Raw genomic sequence first — 13,879 nt, forward strand, 5'->3', positions numbered from 1 at the left:
GAATTTCTTACGGGGCTTTTGGTTTGAGGCTTTCTGAAAAATCGATAGGCCTGTTAATGACCAGGCCTGTCGGTTTTGAAAGGCCTAAATTTCGCTAATCAGGAAGGTCACTCGACGGTTTTGGCGTTTGCCTTCCGGGGTGCTGTTGCTGGCGATAGGGCGTTCTTCACCGTAGCCATAAGTTTGAATGCGCTGGCTGGCAATGCCGTTGTTCATCAGGTGTAAAGCCACGCCTTTGGCACGGTTCTCGGACAGCTGTTGATTATAAGCGTTTGATCCGTCTGAGTCGGTGTGCCCTTCAATATGCACACGAGTGTTAGGGTGGTTGTTCATGGTTTTAATGATTGGGCTTAAACGGCTCAGTTCATATGGATCCAACTCGGCAGAACCCGAACGGAAATTGACGTTTTGTACACTGACCTGGATGTATTCCTGATCGCCGATTTTAACCGCATCCACTTGCGTGTTGGGGTCATTGGCGGTGCCTGCATTGACTTCATCATAAACGGCACGTGCGGTGATCCCGGTGATGGCTCCCACCGCAACTTTACCGACGTTATTGTCAACACCCAAAGCATTCGCAGCAAGCATGCCGCCAATCCCGGCGGCCACGGTCAGGATGTTCTTTTCCTGTTCACGCTCTTCAGGAGTTTTGTATGGGCTGCTTGAGCACGCCGATAACAGGCTGATGGCCGTCGTCGCGGCGATGGTGGTTAAGAGTTTGGTGTTCATAATGCCCTCCAAGTTTAGGGTAGTGACCCGATACAGTATCGAGTGTGATTGTTCATACTTCTATTTATAAGGGAATTTTGCAAATATGCAAGTCATAAGAGAGTTTCTCAATTCTGTTTAAAGACTTGTCGATATGGGTGAGCGTAAATCGTAGGTTTTTTGAGAATGAGCAGGCCTGTTCATTTTAGTTGTCGTCATCCCTGCGGGCATTAAAGCAGGACGATGGTGGCGAGTCCAAGGAAAACGAAAAAGCCCAAAGAATCGGTGACGGTGGTGAGCATAAGGCCCGAAGCCAAAGCCGGGTCAATACGCATGCGTTGCAGCATCAAAGGAATGCTTGCGCCAGCCAGAGCCGCCGCAAGTAAGTTGATGAGCATGGCTGAGGCGAAAATAAGACTCAAGGCCAAATCCTGGAACCAGAGCATCACCGCCAAACCGGTCAAACACGCCCAAATGATGCCATTGAGTGCACCGACGCTGGTTTCCTTGATTAATAGGGAGCGACTGTTCTGGCTGCCGAGTTTTCCGGTGGCCAATGCACGAATGACGATGGTTGAGGTTTGGGTTCCGGCGATGCCGCCCATGCTGGCGATGATCGGCATTAACACCGCTAAGGCGACGATTTTTTCAATCGAGGCATCAAACAAGCCAATGACAATCGAAGCGAAAATGGCGGTTAGAAGATTGATACCCAGCCAGAAAGTTCGGCGTTTTGCGGCACGCGTGGCGGGGGCAAAGATATCTTCGTCCTCGTTCAGACCCGCACTGATCATCTGCGCGTGTTCTCCTTCCTCACGAATGATATCGACCACGTCATCGATGGTGATACGCCCCAGGATCTGATTGTGGTCGCTGACCACCGCAATGGAGATCAGATCATGCTTTTCGAAAACTTGCGCCACTTCTTTTTCAGGCGTGAAGGCACGAATCGTCGGTTTGTTGGTGTCCAGTAGCTCGGACACCAGCGTATCCGGATCGTGGGTCAAAAGGTCGTTGATCTTCAGGGTGCCGACATAAAAGTCTTCGCGGTCGCGCACAAATAAGTCAACCGTCGAGGTTGGCAAGGTGCCGAGTTTGCGTAAATAGCGTAATACCACATCCAGAGTGACGTCGGCACGAACCGAGATGAAGTCGGTGCTCATCAAACCACCAGCGGTGTCGTCCGGATAGGAGAGGGCCATTTCAACCGCCGTTCGGTTTTCCTCGTTCAGGGAGTCTAGCAGGGTTTGCTGGTTCTCATCATTGAGCGATTGCGCAATGTCGGCAATGTCATCGGTTTCCAGGTTCTCGGTGATTTCGGTGATTTCGTGCGGTTCAAGCTGTTCCAACAGGCTGGCACGTACTTCGTCATTGGTGTGCGCGAGGATTTCCCCTTGCACTTCGGCACCGACTTCTCCCCATAGGAAATGGCGTCCCTTGGGCGGCATGGATTCCAGCAGCTCGGCGATGTCTTCGGCAACCAGCTGGGAAAGCAGGGGCTGGATCTGAGAAAAGTTTTGATCTTGAACGGCAGCAAGGAGTTGCTCGGTGACTTGAGCTTTATCAATGACAGTATTACTTTGTACCATTGCGCCTCCCTGAATGCGTGAATTAACTTGAAGATTCGATAAAGCCTATTGTAGCAGGCCTGTATAACAAGTTAATGAAAAATTAATGGAGGCAATGTGCAGAATCTAAATAAAAAAAACGCCCGAATATTCGGGCGTTTTGTGACCAGTCTCTGAGAAATCTGGTTTGAGTCGCTCTGGTTGAGAATTAAGCTTCTTCAACCATGTTTTTTACACCACCTGATTTTTGTTTGTGGTCACTCATTTTTTCTTTGTGTTTGATGATTTGGCGATCCAGTTTGTCGATCAAGCCGTCAATTGAGGCATACATGTCATCGGTTTCATTTTGTGCAAATAAATCAGCACCTGAAGCGTGAACGGTTGCTTCGGCTTTCTGCTGCTGTTTCTCAACGGTCAAAATAACATGTACATTGGTCACATGATCAAAATGACGCTCTAATTTTCCCATTTTTTCGGTAACGTAGTCACGAAGTGCATCCGTTACGTCTACGTGGTGACCGGTAATATTAATTTGCATTATATCGCTCCTTTATCTTTGTAATGCGATGTCGATTATTTGTTTAAACTGCCTTATTTATTCTGGCAACTGAGTGCGTTTTGTTAGAAAAGACAATTTATTTTAATCGATTTCAGTATAACACCAACCGCTTTGAAATCCGTATTTATTCATCTAAAAAAGCCATCATCCACTTACAGAAGCGGAAGGGGGGGATTTGGATTTTTCCGTCCTTACGTGAAGTCTTCCCCGAGGTAGACACGTTTGACTTCACTGTGATTGAGCACGTCTTCGGGTTTGCCGGAGGCCAGTATGGTTCCGGCATGCAGGATGTAGGCGTAGTCACATACCCCAAGGGTTTCGCGCACATTGTGATCGGTAATCAAGACGCCAATCCCCTTTTCCTTTAGGTGCAGAATAATGCTTTGGATGTCTTTGACGGAAATGGGATCCACGCCGGCAAAAGGTTCGTCCAGTAAAATGAACTTGGGCTCCATGGCCAAGGCTCGGGCGATTTCAACGCGACGGCGTTCCCCGCCGGAAAGGGCTTGTCCGGGTTGTTCGAGAATATGGCCGATTTGCAAGTCGTCAATCAGGTGTTCAAGGATCAGATTGCGTTCATCCAATGTGAGTTCGGGGCGCATTTCCAGGATGGCGCGGATATTTTCTTCCACGCTGAGCTTACGGAATACCGAGGCCTCTTGGGGCAAATAGCCAATACCGCGACGGGCGCGTTCGTGTATGGGCATCTGGCTGATCTCTTCGTTGCCAAGATAGATTTGGCCACCGTCATTGCTGACCAATCCAGTCATCATGTAAAAGGTGGTGGTTTTGCCCGCGCCATTCGGGCCAAGCAGTCCCACAACCTGACCGTTGTAGACATCCAGGTCCACAGAGGTCACGACCTGACGTTTTTTGTAGCTTTTTGCGAGGTTACGTGCGTAGAAGTGAGACAAGGGTCAAGTTCCTATTTGGGTGAGTTTTCAACTTTTTTTTCAGGCATCAGGGTGACCGAGACGCGTTTTTTCTCTTCAGGCGTGCTGTTAGCCTGTAGGGTTTTATTTTGCATGTCGTAAAACAGTTCCGGGCCGGTGATGAGGTTTTTTCCGGGTTGTTCGACTTTGGCGTCACCGGTCAATAAGACGGTTTTTTCAGCAGCTCGGTAGTCGATTCGGTTGGCTCGGCCTTTGATCCACGACTGTTCTTGAACATCGAATCGTTTGAAGGTGGCGGGCGCTCCGTCGACCTCGATCCATTCCACTTCACGCTGAGGATGGTGGATAGTCATTTTGTCGCCTTTGAGCGTTAAGCTTCCCTGGATCACTTCAACCTTTCCGGTGTAGATGCTGATCCCTTTCAGGTCTTGAATGTCGAGGCTGTCCGCTGTGATGTGGATCGGTTGTTCTTCATCCGGAGTTTGAGCTTGTTGGGCCTGGGTCGAAAGACCGGTCAGCGATAAGCTGATGCACAGCAGAGGTAATAATAATGACTTTAAATGAGGCATAGGGTCTCGCTTTTAGTTTTCCGTAGAGGGCATGTAGTGACCTTTGACATTGGATAACAGTTGAAACTGCCTGGTTTGCAGGTTGGCCTGGAGGCCGGTTCCACTGGTCGTGCCGTTCGCTTGGGTGATCACAACCTCTCGGTGACTGTTGATCTCTTCTGTGTTGGAATTATAAGTGATGAATTCGGTTGTTAAGGTTTTATTTTGGCTGTCTGTTTTGATGGTTAAGTATGGTTGGTCAAATTGAGTGATGATGACCTGACCTGCAAGTTCAAGTACGGAATCCGCACGGGTTTTCCCTTGTTGGCTGCGGATGACAAGCGTCTGTTCCGGCTGGCTGATGACAATGCGTGGTTGGCTCAGTTGACTGGTTTGATTGGCTTCCTGATAAAACACGCTGTCGGCTTGGGTGATGGTGTTTTGTTTGGATTGGGTTTTATCGAACTGCCAGGTGGTGCTGTTGAAGAGCTGCCAGCTGTAGTCGGTCGATTTCAGTGAGGAATCCAGCAGGGCCGATTGCTGGGTGGTTTGTTGGAAACTGATCCATAAAGCGAGGGCCGCCAGAATAAGAGCAAATAAAATGAATCGACCGCTAAACATTGATTCTTCCTGCTGACCGTGAGGTCGGGTGGTTTAAATCATTAGTATATTAGTCAGAGGCTTTCGCGTAAATAAAAATCCATGTGTCCTTGCCAGGTGCCTTGTGCTTTCATAATGAGTTCACACATTTCACGCACGCATCCCTGGCCGCCGTTGAAACTGGAAATGTGGTCGACTCGAGATTTGACTTCCGGATCTCCGTCGGCGGGGGTGGCCGACAGGCCGACTCGAGTCAGGATCGGTAAGTCAAGGATGTCGTCGCCGATATAGGCCACTTCATCAAAACCGATATCCAAGGTTTCCATCAATTGCAAAAAGGTCGGCAACTTGTCCGGCACGCCCTGATACAGGTGTTTGACCTTCAAGTCGCGCATGCGGTTGGCCACCAGTTGGGATTTTCGGCCGGTAATGATGCCGATTTCAACGGAGGATTTTTGCAGCATTACCATGCCGTGGCCATCACGGGTGTAAAAAGATTTGAGCTCTTCGCCACTGTCACTGTAATACAGAAAATTGTTGGTCATGACGCCGTCCACATCCAAGAGCAGTAATTTGATCTTTTTGGCTTTTTCTATGATGGGGCTGGGGACGTTCATGTGATACCTCGGGTTCTAAGTTTGGGTGCTAAAGTTAGGCGCTGGTGGAACGAATGTAAAGCGTAAACAGATAAGTGACAAAAGCCAATGTCAGCAACACCCCTTTGGGTTTGCTGATGACGGCGTGGCCTTTGCGGGGAAGTGCCAGTAATAACATGGCCAGAGTGAAACCGATCATCACCGGTATGTCTTCCTTTAGAACCGAAGGTTCCAAAACCGAAGGCGCGAGCAGGCCAGGCACAGCAAGAACCGCCAGAATGTTGAACAGGTTTGAGCCGACGATATTACCAATCATCAGGTCGGCTTCGTTTTTGCGCGCGGCCGCAATCGCCGCCGCCAGCTCCGGAAGACTGGTGCCGATGGCGATGATGGTCAGGCCGATGATGACTTCCGGCACCTGGAAATGATGGGCGATTTCTACGGCTCCCCATACCATCAATTTGGCACTGATCATCAGAATGATCAGGCCGACAACCAGCATTAACAAAGACTTGTTGAGCGTAAAAGCCGGCATGGAGTCGACCACTTGGCTGGTTTCGCTAACCAATGGATCTTGAGGATCCACAGCTTTGTTTACTTTGATCATCCAGACCATGACCAGGATGAGCGCACTCACCAGAATGAGACCGTCGATAAACCCTAGAGTTCCGTCTAATAGCAGTAGATAGACCCCAACTGAAATAGCTAGCAATACCGGAAGTTCTCGTTTGATGAGGGAGGATTTGATGGCGATGGGGGCAAGTATGGCAGTGAATCCGAGCACCAGGCCGATATTGGCAATGTTGGAACCGATGGCGTTACCGACAGCCAGTCCGGGACTGTTGTCTAAGGAGGCGAGTGTGGCAACCACGACCTCTGGCATGGAGGTTCCAAAGCCCAGCACAACTACCCCGATTACCAGCGGAGAGATGGACAGATGGGTTGCCGTCGAGGCTGAACCATCAATGAACACATCCGAACTCCATACTAAAAAAGCAAGACCGATTATGAGTGCTAATCCGGGGATTAAAAGGGATATTGCCATAGTTACATCTTTCGTTTTTTCTTCAGTAGTAGCAATGTATTATAACCAATGAATCAAATGATGATAAAATTTTTTTATGGATGGTTGAAAGTCTGTTTCAGGTGTTAAAATTCTCCTCCTATTATCTATCGGTACGGAATGGCGAAAGGTTGAGAAGCATGTTGGATAATTTGCAGATTGGAACCTACGGCTGGTCTCATCAGGATTGGCGAGGAAGTTTTTATCCTCAGGATTTGCCAGAAGAGTGGGAGTTGGATTTTTACAACAATGCTTTTCATGTCGTCTTGGTGCCGTTAGACCAGTGGATAGCCTGGCAGGATGATGAGGTGGCTGAGTGCATTGATGCCGTGGATGAGAATTTTCGTTTTTACCTGCAGCTTGAAAGTGAACTGAATGCAGAAGGGCATAAGCAACTTGGCAAACTTAAATCGGGCTTGCAGGGTTTGTTGGGTGGTCTAGTGGTGTTTTCGGAATCCTGGTTGCCGGAAACTTCCATTCAGGGGGTGCCGGTCAGCTTGATCTCAAAGCAGTTGCGACTTCCTGGATGGCAACTTCGACTGGGAGAGAATCAGCTTTCCGGCCATGCTTTTGGCTACATCGACGAATTGAAGCAAGACGGCAAGTGGCAAGCTTCTATGCTTCAGGATTTCATGCAGAGTTTGCCGGGCGATTTGTCAGGTGCCCCCTTTTTTATTGGAGGGGAATCCATTAATATGGCTCAAGTTGCCAATTTGAAGGTGGTGGCTGAGGTTCTGGGTTACTGAGTTTGGACGGGCCTGGATGAGGTTTTCGTCAATTATGTTTTTAGTCAGCGTGGCAAGCATTAAAAAGCCGGTTTTAAAATGAGCAGGCCTGGTGTAGACCGATGATCGGTTTACCAAAAAGGTAGAAATCTTTGGAAAAGGATAGGAAAAGGTTGTGAGTGGAGAAAAGATGCAAGCGGAAACGCTGATTGAGATTCAGAACCTGAGTTTTTCCAGAGGGTCGAGAAAGATTTTCGACGACTTGAATTTGTCGATCCCAAAAGGCAAGGTGACCGCCATAATGGGGCCGAGTGGAACCGGAAAAACAACGCTTTTAAAGTTGATCGCCGGACAGCTTCGACCTGATACGGGTACCATTTTGGTGGAGGGGCAAAATGTCCATAAACTCAGGCGCGCCAAGCTTTATGAGCTGCGTCAGAAAATGGGCATGTTGTTTCAGACCGGCGCTTTGCTGACGGATTTGAATGTGTTTGACAATGTCGCTTTTCCTTTGCGCGAGCATACCCAGTTGCCTGAATCGTTGATCTATCCTCTGGTATTGATGAAATTGCAGGCGGTCGGCCTGCAAGGAGCCCGTCATTTAATGCCTTCGGAGCTTTCTGGTGGTATGTCCAGACGTGTGGCCTTGGCGCGAGGTATTGCCCTGGATCCGGAAATGATTTTTTACGACGAGCCTTTTGTCGGTCAGGATCCGATTACCATGGGGGTTCTAGTGGAATTGATCCGCAAGTTGAACGACAGTCTTGGGCTGACCAGTGTTGTCGTGTCGCATGATGTTAATGAAGTACTCTCCATTGCCGATTTTGTTTGTGTGCTCTCCGAGGGGAAAATCATTGCCCAGGGGGCGCGTGATGAGATTTTGGAAAGCGATTCGGCTTACGTCAGGCAGTTCCTTGACGGTTTGCCGGATGGGCCGGTTCCTTTCCATTACTCGGATGAGACCTATCAGCAGGCTATGGCCAGTGGAGCGTCTAAATGATGCCGCTAATTGATTCCTTCTTTTCGCGACTTGCCCTTTTGGGTGAGCGTTTCATCGCGCTCCTTTCCGGTTTGGGTAGAATGGCGTTTTTTATGGCAGCCGTTTTGCCGGTTATTCCTTATGCGTTCTATCGTTTCGGTTTGTTGATGAAGCAGGTCTATGTGGCCGGGGTTTTGTCATTGCCGATTATTTTGACGGCGGGATTGTTTGTCGGCATGGTGCTGACCTTGCAGGGGTATAATGTCTTGGTCGACTATAACTCTGAAGAGGCGGTGGGAACCATGACCGCTCTTTCATTGTTGAGAGAACTAGGACCGGTGGTCGCGGCTCTGTTGTTTGCCGGGCGTGCCGGGTCGGCGCTGACGGCCGAGATTGGTTTGATGCGCTCTACCGAGCAGCTTTCGGCTTTGGAAATGATGGCTGTGGACCCTCTTAAATTTATCTTCGCGCCGCGATTCGCCGCCGCTTTCATTACCTTGCCAATGCTTTCGTTACTGTTTATCGCGATGGGGATTTTAGGCGGTTATATGGTGGGAGTCGGCTGGCTCGGTGTTGACGAGGGGTCTTTTTGGTCGCAGATGCAAAGCTCAGTTGATTGGCGTGAAGATGTGATGAACGGCGTTATCAAGTCGGTTGCGTTTGCCTTTTTGATTGCGCTGGTGGCGTTGTTTCAGGGATACGATGCCATGCCGACTTCGGAAGGTGTGAGTAACGCAACCACGCGCACCGTGGTGCATTCGTCTTTGGGTGTGCTGGGCTTAGACTTTATTTTAACCACTTTGATGTTCAGTTAAGAACGTGATAGAAAAAGGAATCGTGACATGAAACGGCAACTAAAAGTAGAAATCTGGGTCGGAGCATTTGTATTGATGACTCTGCTTTCATTGGTGGTGATTGCCTTTCAGGTGAGCAATTTCAGTACTTGGAAAGAGAAGCCGAGTTACCAGGTTTCCGGTCTGTTCAATAATATCGGCGGGCTTAAGGTTCGTGCACCGGTTAAAATCAGTGGTGTGGTTGTTGGCCGAGTCGTCGGCATCAGCGTCGATCCAAGAACCTATCAAGCTCGTGTTTCGATGACGGTTTTTAAAGAGTTTGACGATTTGCCCATTGATACTTCCGGTGCGATTTTGACCTCCGGATTGCTTGGGGATCAGTACATCGGCTTGATGCCGGGTGCGGATGAGGAATTTTTAAAGGATGGCGATCAGTTGGATTTGACCCAGTCGGCACTGGTTCTGGAAGATTTGATTGGCCAGTTCTTAGTGAAATTCAGTGAGGGAGAATAAGAAAATGTGTAAGAGTAGAGCGAACGTTCCGGCTCTGTTTGTTCAGGCCTTTTTCAGTGTTGTCTTGATGGCCATGGTGGCATCCATTCAGGCGAACAATTCCATCCCCCAAGATGATCCCGAGAAAATGATTTCACATCTGTCTGAAACCATTATCGAGGCGTTGAATGATCAGAGGGCCGAGTTGGAGGGCAATCCCGCTAAGATTAAGGCATTTGCAAAAACCTATGTATTGCCTTATGTGGATACTCCGAAAATGGCACGATATGTGATGGGGCGCTACTGGAGAACCACCACCCAAGAACAGCAGGAAGCCTTTGTAGATGAGTTTACCACCACCTTGTTGCGTTCCTATTCGCAAAGCCTGTTGAAACTTAAGATTACCAGCGTGTCGGTCCGGCCGAAAATTGAAGAGAAGCCTGGTCGAGTGACGGTTTCATCGGAAGTGGTGCAGGCCGATGGCAATAAAACTGATGTCATTTACCGTGCCTATCTCGACAAGAAAAACCAAAAATGGATGGTTTATGATGTCACAGTGGAAGGGGTGAGCATGTTGTTGAATTATCGAAAAACCTACGATTCTGAATTCTCCAGATCGGGCGTAGACGCGGTGATTGCAGCCATGAAAGAGAAAAACAAAGAATTCAATGGAGTGCCTAATGGCTCTGTTTAAAAAGCCCATCGCCAAGGTGCCTTTGAAATGGAAAGAGGGTGGCGTGCTGGTGTTGCCGGCGGTGGTCAATGTGGAAACCGTTCCGGCAATTTTGCAGCAGGTGCAGCGCGATCAGCGCCAGCCTATGGGCATTGACTTTTCAGAAGTGACTCAGGCGGATAGTGTCGCTCTTGCCATGCTGTTGTCGTGGCAGACGCAGACGGAAAATTCTTTGAAAGTCGAGTCGCTACCCGCTGAATTGAATACCTTGATTCAGCTTTATGATTTGGAAACCGTGCTCCAGTCATAGCCTAATTCTCAAAGCTCTGTTTTATTCACCTTATCGAGCTTTTGGTGGGTCTGGTCCTTTATCCTTTTCCGGAAAATTTACAATAATCATCACGAATTACGGCCGAAATCCAGTTGGAATCGAGTCGTCTCTAAGGGTATGAAATCACTATGTCATCAGCGGTAAGCTTTCAGCAAGTCACCAAACATTACGGGTCGTTCGAGGCTCTGAAAGGCATCAGTTTTGATGTCGAAGAAGGTTCCTTTTTTGGGCTTTTAGGGCCGAATGGTGCCGGCAAGTCGACCTTGATTAATGCCATGTCCGGCCTGTTGGTGCCGACATCCGGCCACATTAAAGTGCATGGAGAGGATGTCGTTCATGACTACCGTAAGACGAGACGGGCTTTGGGTTTGGTGCCGCAAGAGTTAATAGCGGATCCTTTTTTTACCATTAGGCAATTGCTTGAGCTCCAGTCCGGTTACTTTGGAATCAGAGGGCCTGAACAGAGTAAATGGATCAATGAGTTGCTGGAGCGCCTGGCTTTGAGCGATAAAGCCAATTCGATTACCAATGAGTTGTCCGGAGGAATGAAAAGGCGCGTGCTGATCGCCATGGCTCTGGTGCATAAACCGCGGGTTTTGGTCTTGGATGAACCGACAGCTGGGGTGGATGTCGACCTTAGGCACACCTTGTGGGAATTTACCAAGGAGTTGCATCAAAAGGGACATACCATTATTTTGACCACGCATTACCTTGAAGAAGCCGAGGCGTTGTGTGAAAAAGTCGCCATTATGCAACATGGAGAAGTCAAAGCGCTGGATACCACCAGTGAGCTTTTAGCATGTCACCCGTTTCGTTATGTGCGTGTTTCCGTGGAAGATGAAACTCAGCCTTTGAGTGAGGCGTTGAAATCCAAGCTGGTCGAATCCGACGCGAGCGGATATTTGTTCAAACTGGAAAAACAGCAGAGCATGTCGGATATGTTGGGTATGCTGCATCAGAGCGGATTGGATGTGAAAGATATTCGCAGCCGCGATGCGTCATTGGAAGAGGTGTTTATGAATTTAACAGGGGCGGCGCAGTCATGATGGAGTTTAATTTTTCAGGATGTTGGGCACTGTTCGTCAAGGAAGTTAGGCGTTTTTATTCGGTCGCGGTTCAGACGGTTTTTGCGCCGGTGGTCTCGACTTTACTCTATCTATTGGTGTTCGGTCAGGTGATCGATACCCAGATAGAAGTGTTTAGCGGCTTGAGTTACAGTCAGTTCCTGATTCCCGGCTTGGTGATGATGGCTATTTTGCAGAACGCCTTTTCAAATACTTCTTCGAGTTTGATTCAATCGAAAATGCACGGCAATTTGACGTTTGCATTGTTAAGCCCCATTTCACCTTTTGAGTTTTATCTGGCTTTTGTCGGCGCATCCGTCATTCGTGGTTTGGCCGTTGGTTTGGGTATTTTGGTGATAGGGGTGTTTGGATTCGGTTTGACCTTTAACGCGCCTGCCTGGATTTTGCTGTTTGCGGTTCTCAGTGCCGCCATGATGGGGGGGCTGGGCATGTTGGCAGGCATCTTGTCGGACAAGTATGACCATCTAGCGGCGTTCCAGAATTTCATTATCATGCCGCTGACCTTTTTAAGCGGTGTGTTTTATTCGATTCACGCTTTGCCTGAGGTCTGGCAGGATGTGTCGCACTTCAATCCATTCTTCTATATGGTGGATGGGTTCCGTTATGGATTTTTTGAGCAATCCGACGTATCGGTGAATTTGAGTTTATCGGTCACGGTTGCTTTCTTGGTGTTAATCTCGGCGATAAATCTGATTTTATTGAACAAAGGCGTTAAAATACGCAAATAAATTTTTGGAAGAAAGTAATGTCCCCAGACAAGATTAGAGAGATGATACAAGAGGCTATTCCCGGTAGCCAAGTAGAGATGTCAGGCGCAGACTGTAATTTTGCAGTGACGGTGACCAGTGCTGAATTTGAAGGCAAATCCCCGATTCAGAGACATCGAATGGTGAATGATGTGTTTAAAACTCAGTTTGAGACAGGTGAATTGCATGCCTTGTCGATCAAGACTAAGGTTCAATAAGTTCACATTAAATTGAGTTTTTAAGTTAATAGATATGGATAAATTAGTTATAACGAATCGCGGCCAGCTGCATGGCTCGGTTGAAGTGTCAGGCTCTAAGAACGCTGCCTTGCCAATATTGATGGGATGCTTGTTGGCGGAGACACCGGTTTCGTTGTCGAATGTGCCGCATCTCAAGGATGTCACCACGACCATCCAGCTTCTTGCCTCAATGGGGGTGGAAGTGATGTTCGATGAGCATTTGAATATTGAGATCAATGCCGCCAATATTACGGTCAAAGAAGCTGAGTACGATTTGGTTAAAACCATGCGCGCTTCGATTCTGGTGTTGGGGCCTTTGCTGGCGCGTTTTGGTGAAGCCAAGGTGTCCCTCCCGGGTGGCTGTGCCATCGGGTCGCGTCCGGTGAATATTCATATCGAAGGCATGCAGAAAATGGGAGCTGACATTCAGGTTGAACAAGGCTATATCCTTGCCAAGGCGAAACGCCTCCAGGGTGCCGACATTACCATGAATCCCGTGACCGTAACCGGGACTGAAAACTTATTGATGGCCGCCGTGCTCGCGGAAGGGACGACCTACCTGAGAAATGCAGCACGTGAACCCGAAGTGGTTGACTTGGCCGAGTTTTTAAACGCGATGGGTGCCAAAATCTCCGGAATCGGCACGGATGTGCTAGTGGTCGAGGGTGTTGACTCGCTCAAAGGCGTGCCTTATGAAGTGATTCCGGACAGAATTGAGGCGGGTACCTATCTGGCGGCTGCGGCGATCACCCATAGCCGGGTAACCGTGACCAAGGCCAACCCCAAGCATTTGACCGCAGTATTGGAAAAATTCGAGGAAGCCGGGGCGTTGATTGAAAGCACGGAAGATACGATTACACTGGATATGCGCAATCGTGAGCTCAAGCCGGTGAATATCGTGACCGATCCTTATCCGTTATTTCCAACTGATATGCAGGCGCAGTTTTTATTAATGAATGCCTTGGCGGACGGGGAATCCACTATACAGGAAACGATTTTTGAGAACCGTTTCATGCATGTCTCCGAGTTGATCCGTATGGGAGCCGATATCCGTGTGGATGGCAACACCGCTTACATCAAAGGGGTCAAGCAGTTGCATGGTGCACCGGTCATGGCAACCGACCTGAGAGCATCGGCAAGCCTTATTTTGGCAGGCCTGGTGGCGGAAGGGGAGACAGTCGTCAATCGTGTTTATCATATTGATCGCGGTTACGAATTGATTGAAGAAAAATTTCACAAGTTGGGCGCGCATATCTATCGTTTGACCAACTGAAGCC

The 13,879-nt window shown here is 48.7% G+C and carries 18 protein-coding genes; 10 read left to right on the forward strand and 8 right to left on the reverse strand.

The annotated features are described in order from the left end of the window. Positions 1-84: 84 nt before the first annotated feature. From B076_RS12035 to B076_RS0103445, 8 genes are all read right to left on the reverse strand, one after another. Positions 85-732: an OmpA family protein gene (locus B076_RS12035; protein ID WP_051347149.1), complete on the reverse strand. Its 648-nt coding sequence runs from the start codon at positions 730-732 to the stop codon at positions 85-87. A 209-nt stretch (positions 733-941) separates the two neighbouring features. After that, the gene (gene mgtE, locus B076_RS0103415) at positions 942-2,300 is read right to left on the reverse strand and encodes a magnesium transporter (protein WP_028486062.1); all 1,359 of its coding nucleotides are present in this window, start codon (positions 2,298-2,300) and stop codon (positions 942-944) included. Positions 2,301-2,487: 187 nt separating this feature from the next. Beyond that, positions 2,488-2,817 carry a ribosome hibernation-promoting factor, HPF/YfiA family gene (gene hpf, locus B076_RS0103420; protein WP_028486063.1) on the reverse strand — a complete coding sequence of 110 codons (330 nt, stop codon included), beginning with the start codon at positions 2,815-2,817 and terminating at the stop codon, positions 2,488-2,490. A 212-nt stretch (positions 2,818-3,029) separates the two neighbouring features. Then, positions 3,030-3,752, reverse strand: a complete 723-nt coding sequence (lptB, locus tag B076_RS0103425) for an LPS export ABC transporter ATP-binding protein (protein WP_028486064.1) — start codon at positions 3,750-3,752, stop codon at positions 3,030-3,032. An 11-nt stretch (positions 3,753-3,763) separates the two neighbouring features. Beyond that, positions 3,764-4,300, reverse strand: a complete 537-nt coding sequence (lptA, locus tag B076_RS0103430; RefSeq protein WP_028486065.1) for a lipopolysaccharide transport periplasmic protein LptA — start codon at positions 4,298-4,300, stop codon at positions 3,764-3,766. A 12-nt stretch (positions 4,301-4,312) separates the two neighbouring features. Beyond that, entirely contained in the window at positions 4,313-4,900 is a 588-nt protein-coding gene (gene lptC / locus B076_RS0103435) for an LPS export ABC transporter periplasmic protein LptC (protein WP_028486066.1), read from the reverse strand. Between the two features lie 53 nt (positions 4,901-4,953). Beyond that, the gene (locus B076_RS0103440) at positions 4,954-5,496 is read right to left on the reverse strand and encodes a KdsC family phosphatase (protein ID WP_028486067.1); all 543 of its coding nucleotides are present in this window, start codon (positions 5,494-5,496) and stop codon (positions 4,954-4,956) included. A gap of 34 nt (positions 5,497-5,530) precedes the next feature. After that, a complete protein-coding gene (locus B076_RS0103445) occupies positions 5,531-6,520 on the reverse strand; it encodes a calcium/sodium antiporter (protein WP_028486068.1) in 990 nt (329 codons plus the stop codon). A gap of 158 nt (positions 6,521-6,678) precedes the next feature. On the opposite strand from B076_RS0103445, the gene B076_RS0103450 reads away from it, so the two are divergent. The 10 genes from B076_RS0103450 (at position 6,679) to murA (ending at position 13,875) form a co-directional block, all read left to right on the forward strand. Then, entirely contained in the window at positions 6,679-7,284 is a 606-nt protein-coding gene (locus B076_RS0103450; RefSeq protein ID WP_157753504.1) for a DUF72 domain-containing protein, read from the forward strand. Positions 7,285-7,453: 169 nt separating this feature from the next. After that, the gene (locus B076_RS0103455) at positions 7,454-8,263 is read left to right on the forward strand and encodes an ABC transporter ATP-binding protein (RefSeq protein ID WP_028486070.1); all 810 of its coding nucleotides are present in this window, start codon (positions 7,454-7,456) and stop codon (positions 8,261-8,263) included. Next, a complete protein-coding gene (mlaE, locus tag B076_RS0103460; protein ID WP_038150733.1) occupies positions 8,263-9,057 on the forward strand; it encodes a lipid asymmetry maintenance ABC transporter permease subunit MlaE in 795 nt (264 codons plus the stop codon). The genes B076_RS0103455 and mlaE overlap by 1 nt, the downstream gene beginning before the upstream one ends. Positions 9,058-9,084: 27 nt before the next feature. After that, the gene (mlaD, locus tag B076_RS0103465; RefSeq protein WP_028486072.1) at positions 9,085-9,549 is read left to right on the forward strand and encodes an outer membrane lipid asymmetry maintenance protein MlaD; all 465 of its coding nucleotides are present in this window, start codon (positions 9,085-9,087) and stop codon (positions 9,547-9,549) included. Between the two features lie 4 nt (positions 9,550-9,553). Further along, positions 9,554-10,222, forward strand: a complete 669-nt coding sequence (locus B076_RS0103470; protein WP_051347150.1) for an MlaC/ttg2D family ABC transporter substrate-binding protein — start codon at positions 9,554-9,556, stop codon at positions 10,220-10,222. Next, positions 10,209-10,511: an STAS domain-containing protein gene (locus B076_RS0103475; protein WP_038150384.1), complete on the forward strand. Its 303-nt coding sequence runs from the start codon at positions 10,209-10,211 to the stop codon at positions 10,509-10,511. The genes B076_RS0103470 and B076_RS0103475 overlap by 14 nt, the downstream gene beginning before the upstream one ends. A gap of 149 nt (positions 10,512-10,660) precedes the next feature. Next, positions 10,661-11,578, forward strand: coding sequence for an ABC transporter ATP-binding protein (locus B076_RS0103480; protein ID WP_211230178.1), 918 nt, complete (start codon positions 10,661-10,663; stop codon positions 11,576-11,578). Further along, entirely contained in the window at positions 11,575-12,345 is a 771-nt protein-coding gene (locus B076_RS0103485) for an ABC transporter permease (RefSeq protein ID WP_245566308.1), read from the forward strand. Before B076_RS0103480 ends, B076_RS0103485 begins: the two co-directional genes overlap by 4 nt. 17 nt (positions 12,346-12,362) lie before the next feature. Then, positions 12,363-12,581 (forward strand): BolA family protein, encoded by a 219-nt coding sequence (locus tag B076_RS0103490; protein ID WP_028486077.1) that lies wholly within the window; start codon positions 12,363-12,365, stop codon positions 12,579-12,581. Between the two features lie 34 nt (positions 12,582-12,615). Further along, positions 12,616-13,875, forward strand: coding sequence for a UDP-N-acetylglucosamine 1-carboxyvinyltransferase (gene murA / locus B076_RS0103495; RefSeq protein ID WP_028486078.1), 1,260 nt, complete (start codon positions 12,616-12,618; stop codon positions 13,873-13,875). Positions 13,876-13,879: the final 4 nt, after the last annotated feature.

This window comes from Thiomicrorhabdus chilensis DSM 12352, from assembly GCF_000483485.1.
Classification (GTDB): Bacteria; Pseudomonadota; Gammaproteobacteria; order Thiomicrospirales; family Thiomicrospiraceae; genus Thiomicrorhabdus; species Thiomicrorhabdus chilensis.

Excerpts from the sequence above, each read along its gene's own strand:
- B076_RS12035 (WP_051347149.1), bottom strand. The coding sequence starts at position 732 with ATGAACACCAAACTCTTAACCACCATCGCCGCGACGACGGCCATCAGC.
- mgtE (WP_028486062.1), bottom strand. The coding sequence starts at position 2,300 with ATGGTACAAAGTAATACTGTCATTGATAAAGCTCAAGTCACCGAGCAA.
- hpf (WP_028486063.1), bottom strand. The coding sequence starts at position 2,817 with ATGCAAATTAATATTACCGGTCACCACGTAGACGTAACGGATGCACTT.
- lptA (WP_028486065.1), bottom strand. The coding sequence starts at position 4,300 with ATGCCTCATTTAAAGTCATTATTATTACCTCTGCTGTGCATCAGCTTA.
- lptC (WP_028486066.1), bottom strand. The coding sequence starts at position 4,900 with ATGTTTAGCGGTCGATTCATTTTATTTGCTCTTATTCTGGCGGCCCTC.
- B076_RS0103440 (WP_028486067.1), bottom strand. The coding sequence starts at position 5,496 with ATGAACGTCCCCAGCCCCATCATAGAAAAAGCCAAAAAGATCAAATTA.
- B076_RS0103445 (WP_028486068.1), bottom strand. The coding sequence starts at position 6,520 with ATGGCAATATCCCTTTTAATCCCCGGATTAGCACTCATAATCGGTCTT.
- B076_RS0103450 (WP_157753504.1), top strand. The coding sequence starts at position 6,679 with ATGTTGGATAATTTGCAGATTGGAACCTACGGCTGGTCTCATCAGGAT.
- B076_RS0103455 (WP_028486070.1), top strand. The coding sequence starts at position 7,454 with ATGCAAGCGGAAACGCTGATTGAGATTCAGAACCTGAGTTTTTCCAGA.
- mlaE (WP_038150733.1), top strand. The coding sequence starts at position 8,263 with ATGCCGCTAATTGATTCCTTCTTTTCGCGACTTGCCCTTTTGGGTGAG.
- mlaD (WP_028486072.1), top strand. The coding sequence starts at position 9,085 with ATGAAACGGCAACTAAAAGTAGAAATCTGGGTCGGAGCATTTGTATTG.
- B076_RS0103470 (WP_051347150.1), top strand. The coding sequence starts at position 9,554 with ATGTGTAAGAGTAGAGCGAACGTTCCGGCTCTGTTTGTTCAGGCCTTT.
- B076_RS0103475 (WP_038150384.1), top strand. The coding sequence starts at position 10,209 with ATGGCTCTGTTTAAAAAGCCCATCGCCAAGGTGCCTTTGAAATGGAAA.
- B076_RS0103480 (WP_211230178.1), top strand. The coding sequence starts at position 10,661 with ATGTCATCAGCGGTAAGCTTTCAGCAAGTCACCAAACATTACGGGTCG.
- B076_RS0103485 (WP_245566308.1), top strand. The coding sequence starts at position 11,575 with ATGATGGAGTTTAATTTTTCAGGATGTTGGGCACTGTTCGTCAAGGAA.
- B076_RS0103490 (WP_028486077.1), top strand. The coding sequence starts at position 12,363 with ATGTCCCCAGACAAGATTAGAGAGATGATACAAGAGGCTATTCCCGGT.
- murA (WP_028486078.1), top strand. The coding sequence starts at position 12,616 with ATGGATAAATTAGTTATAACGAATCGCGGCCAGCTGCATGGCTCGGTT.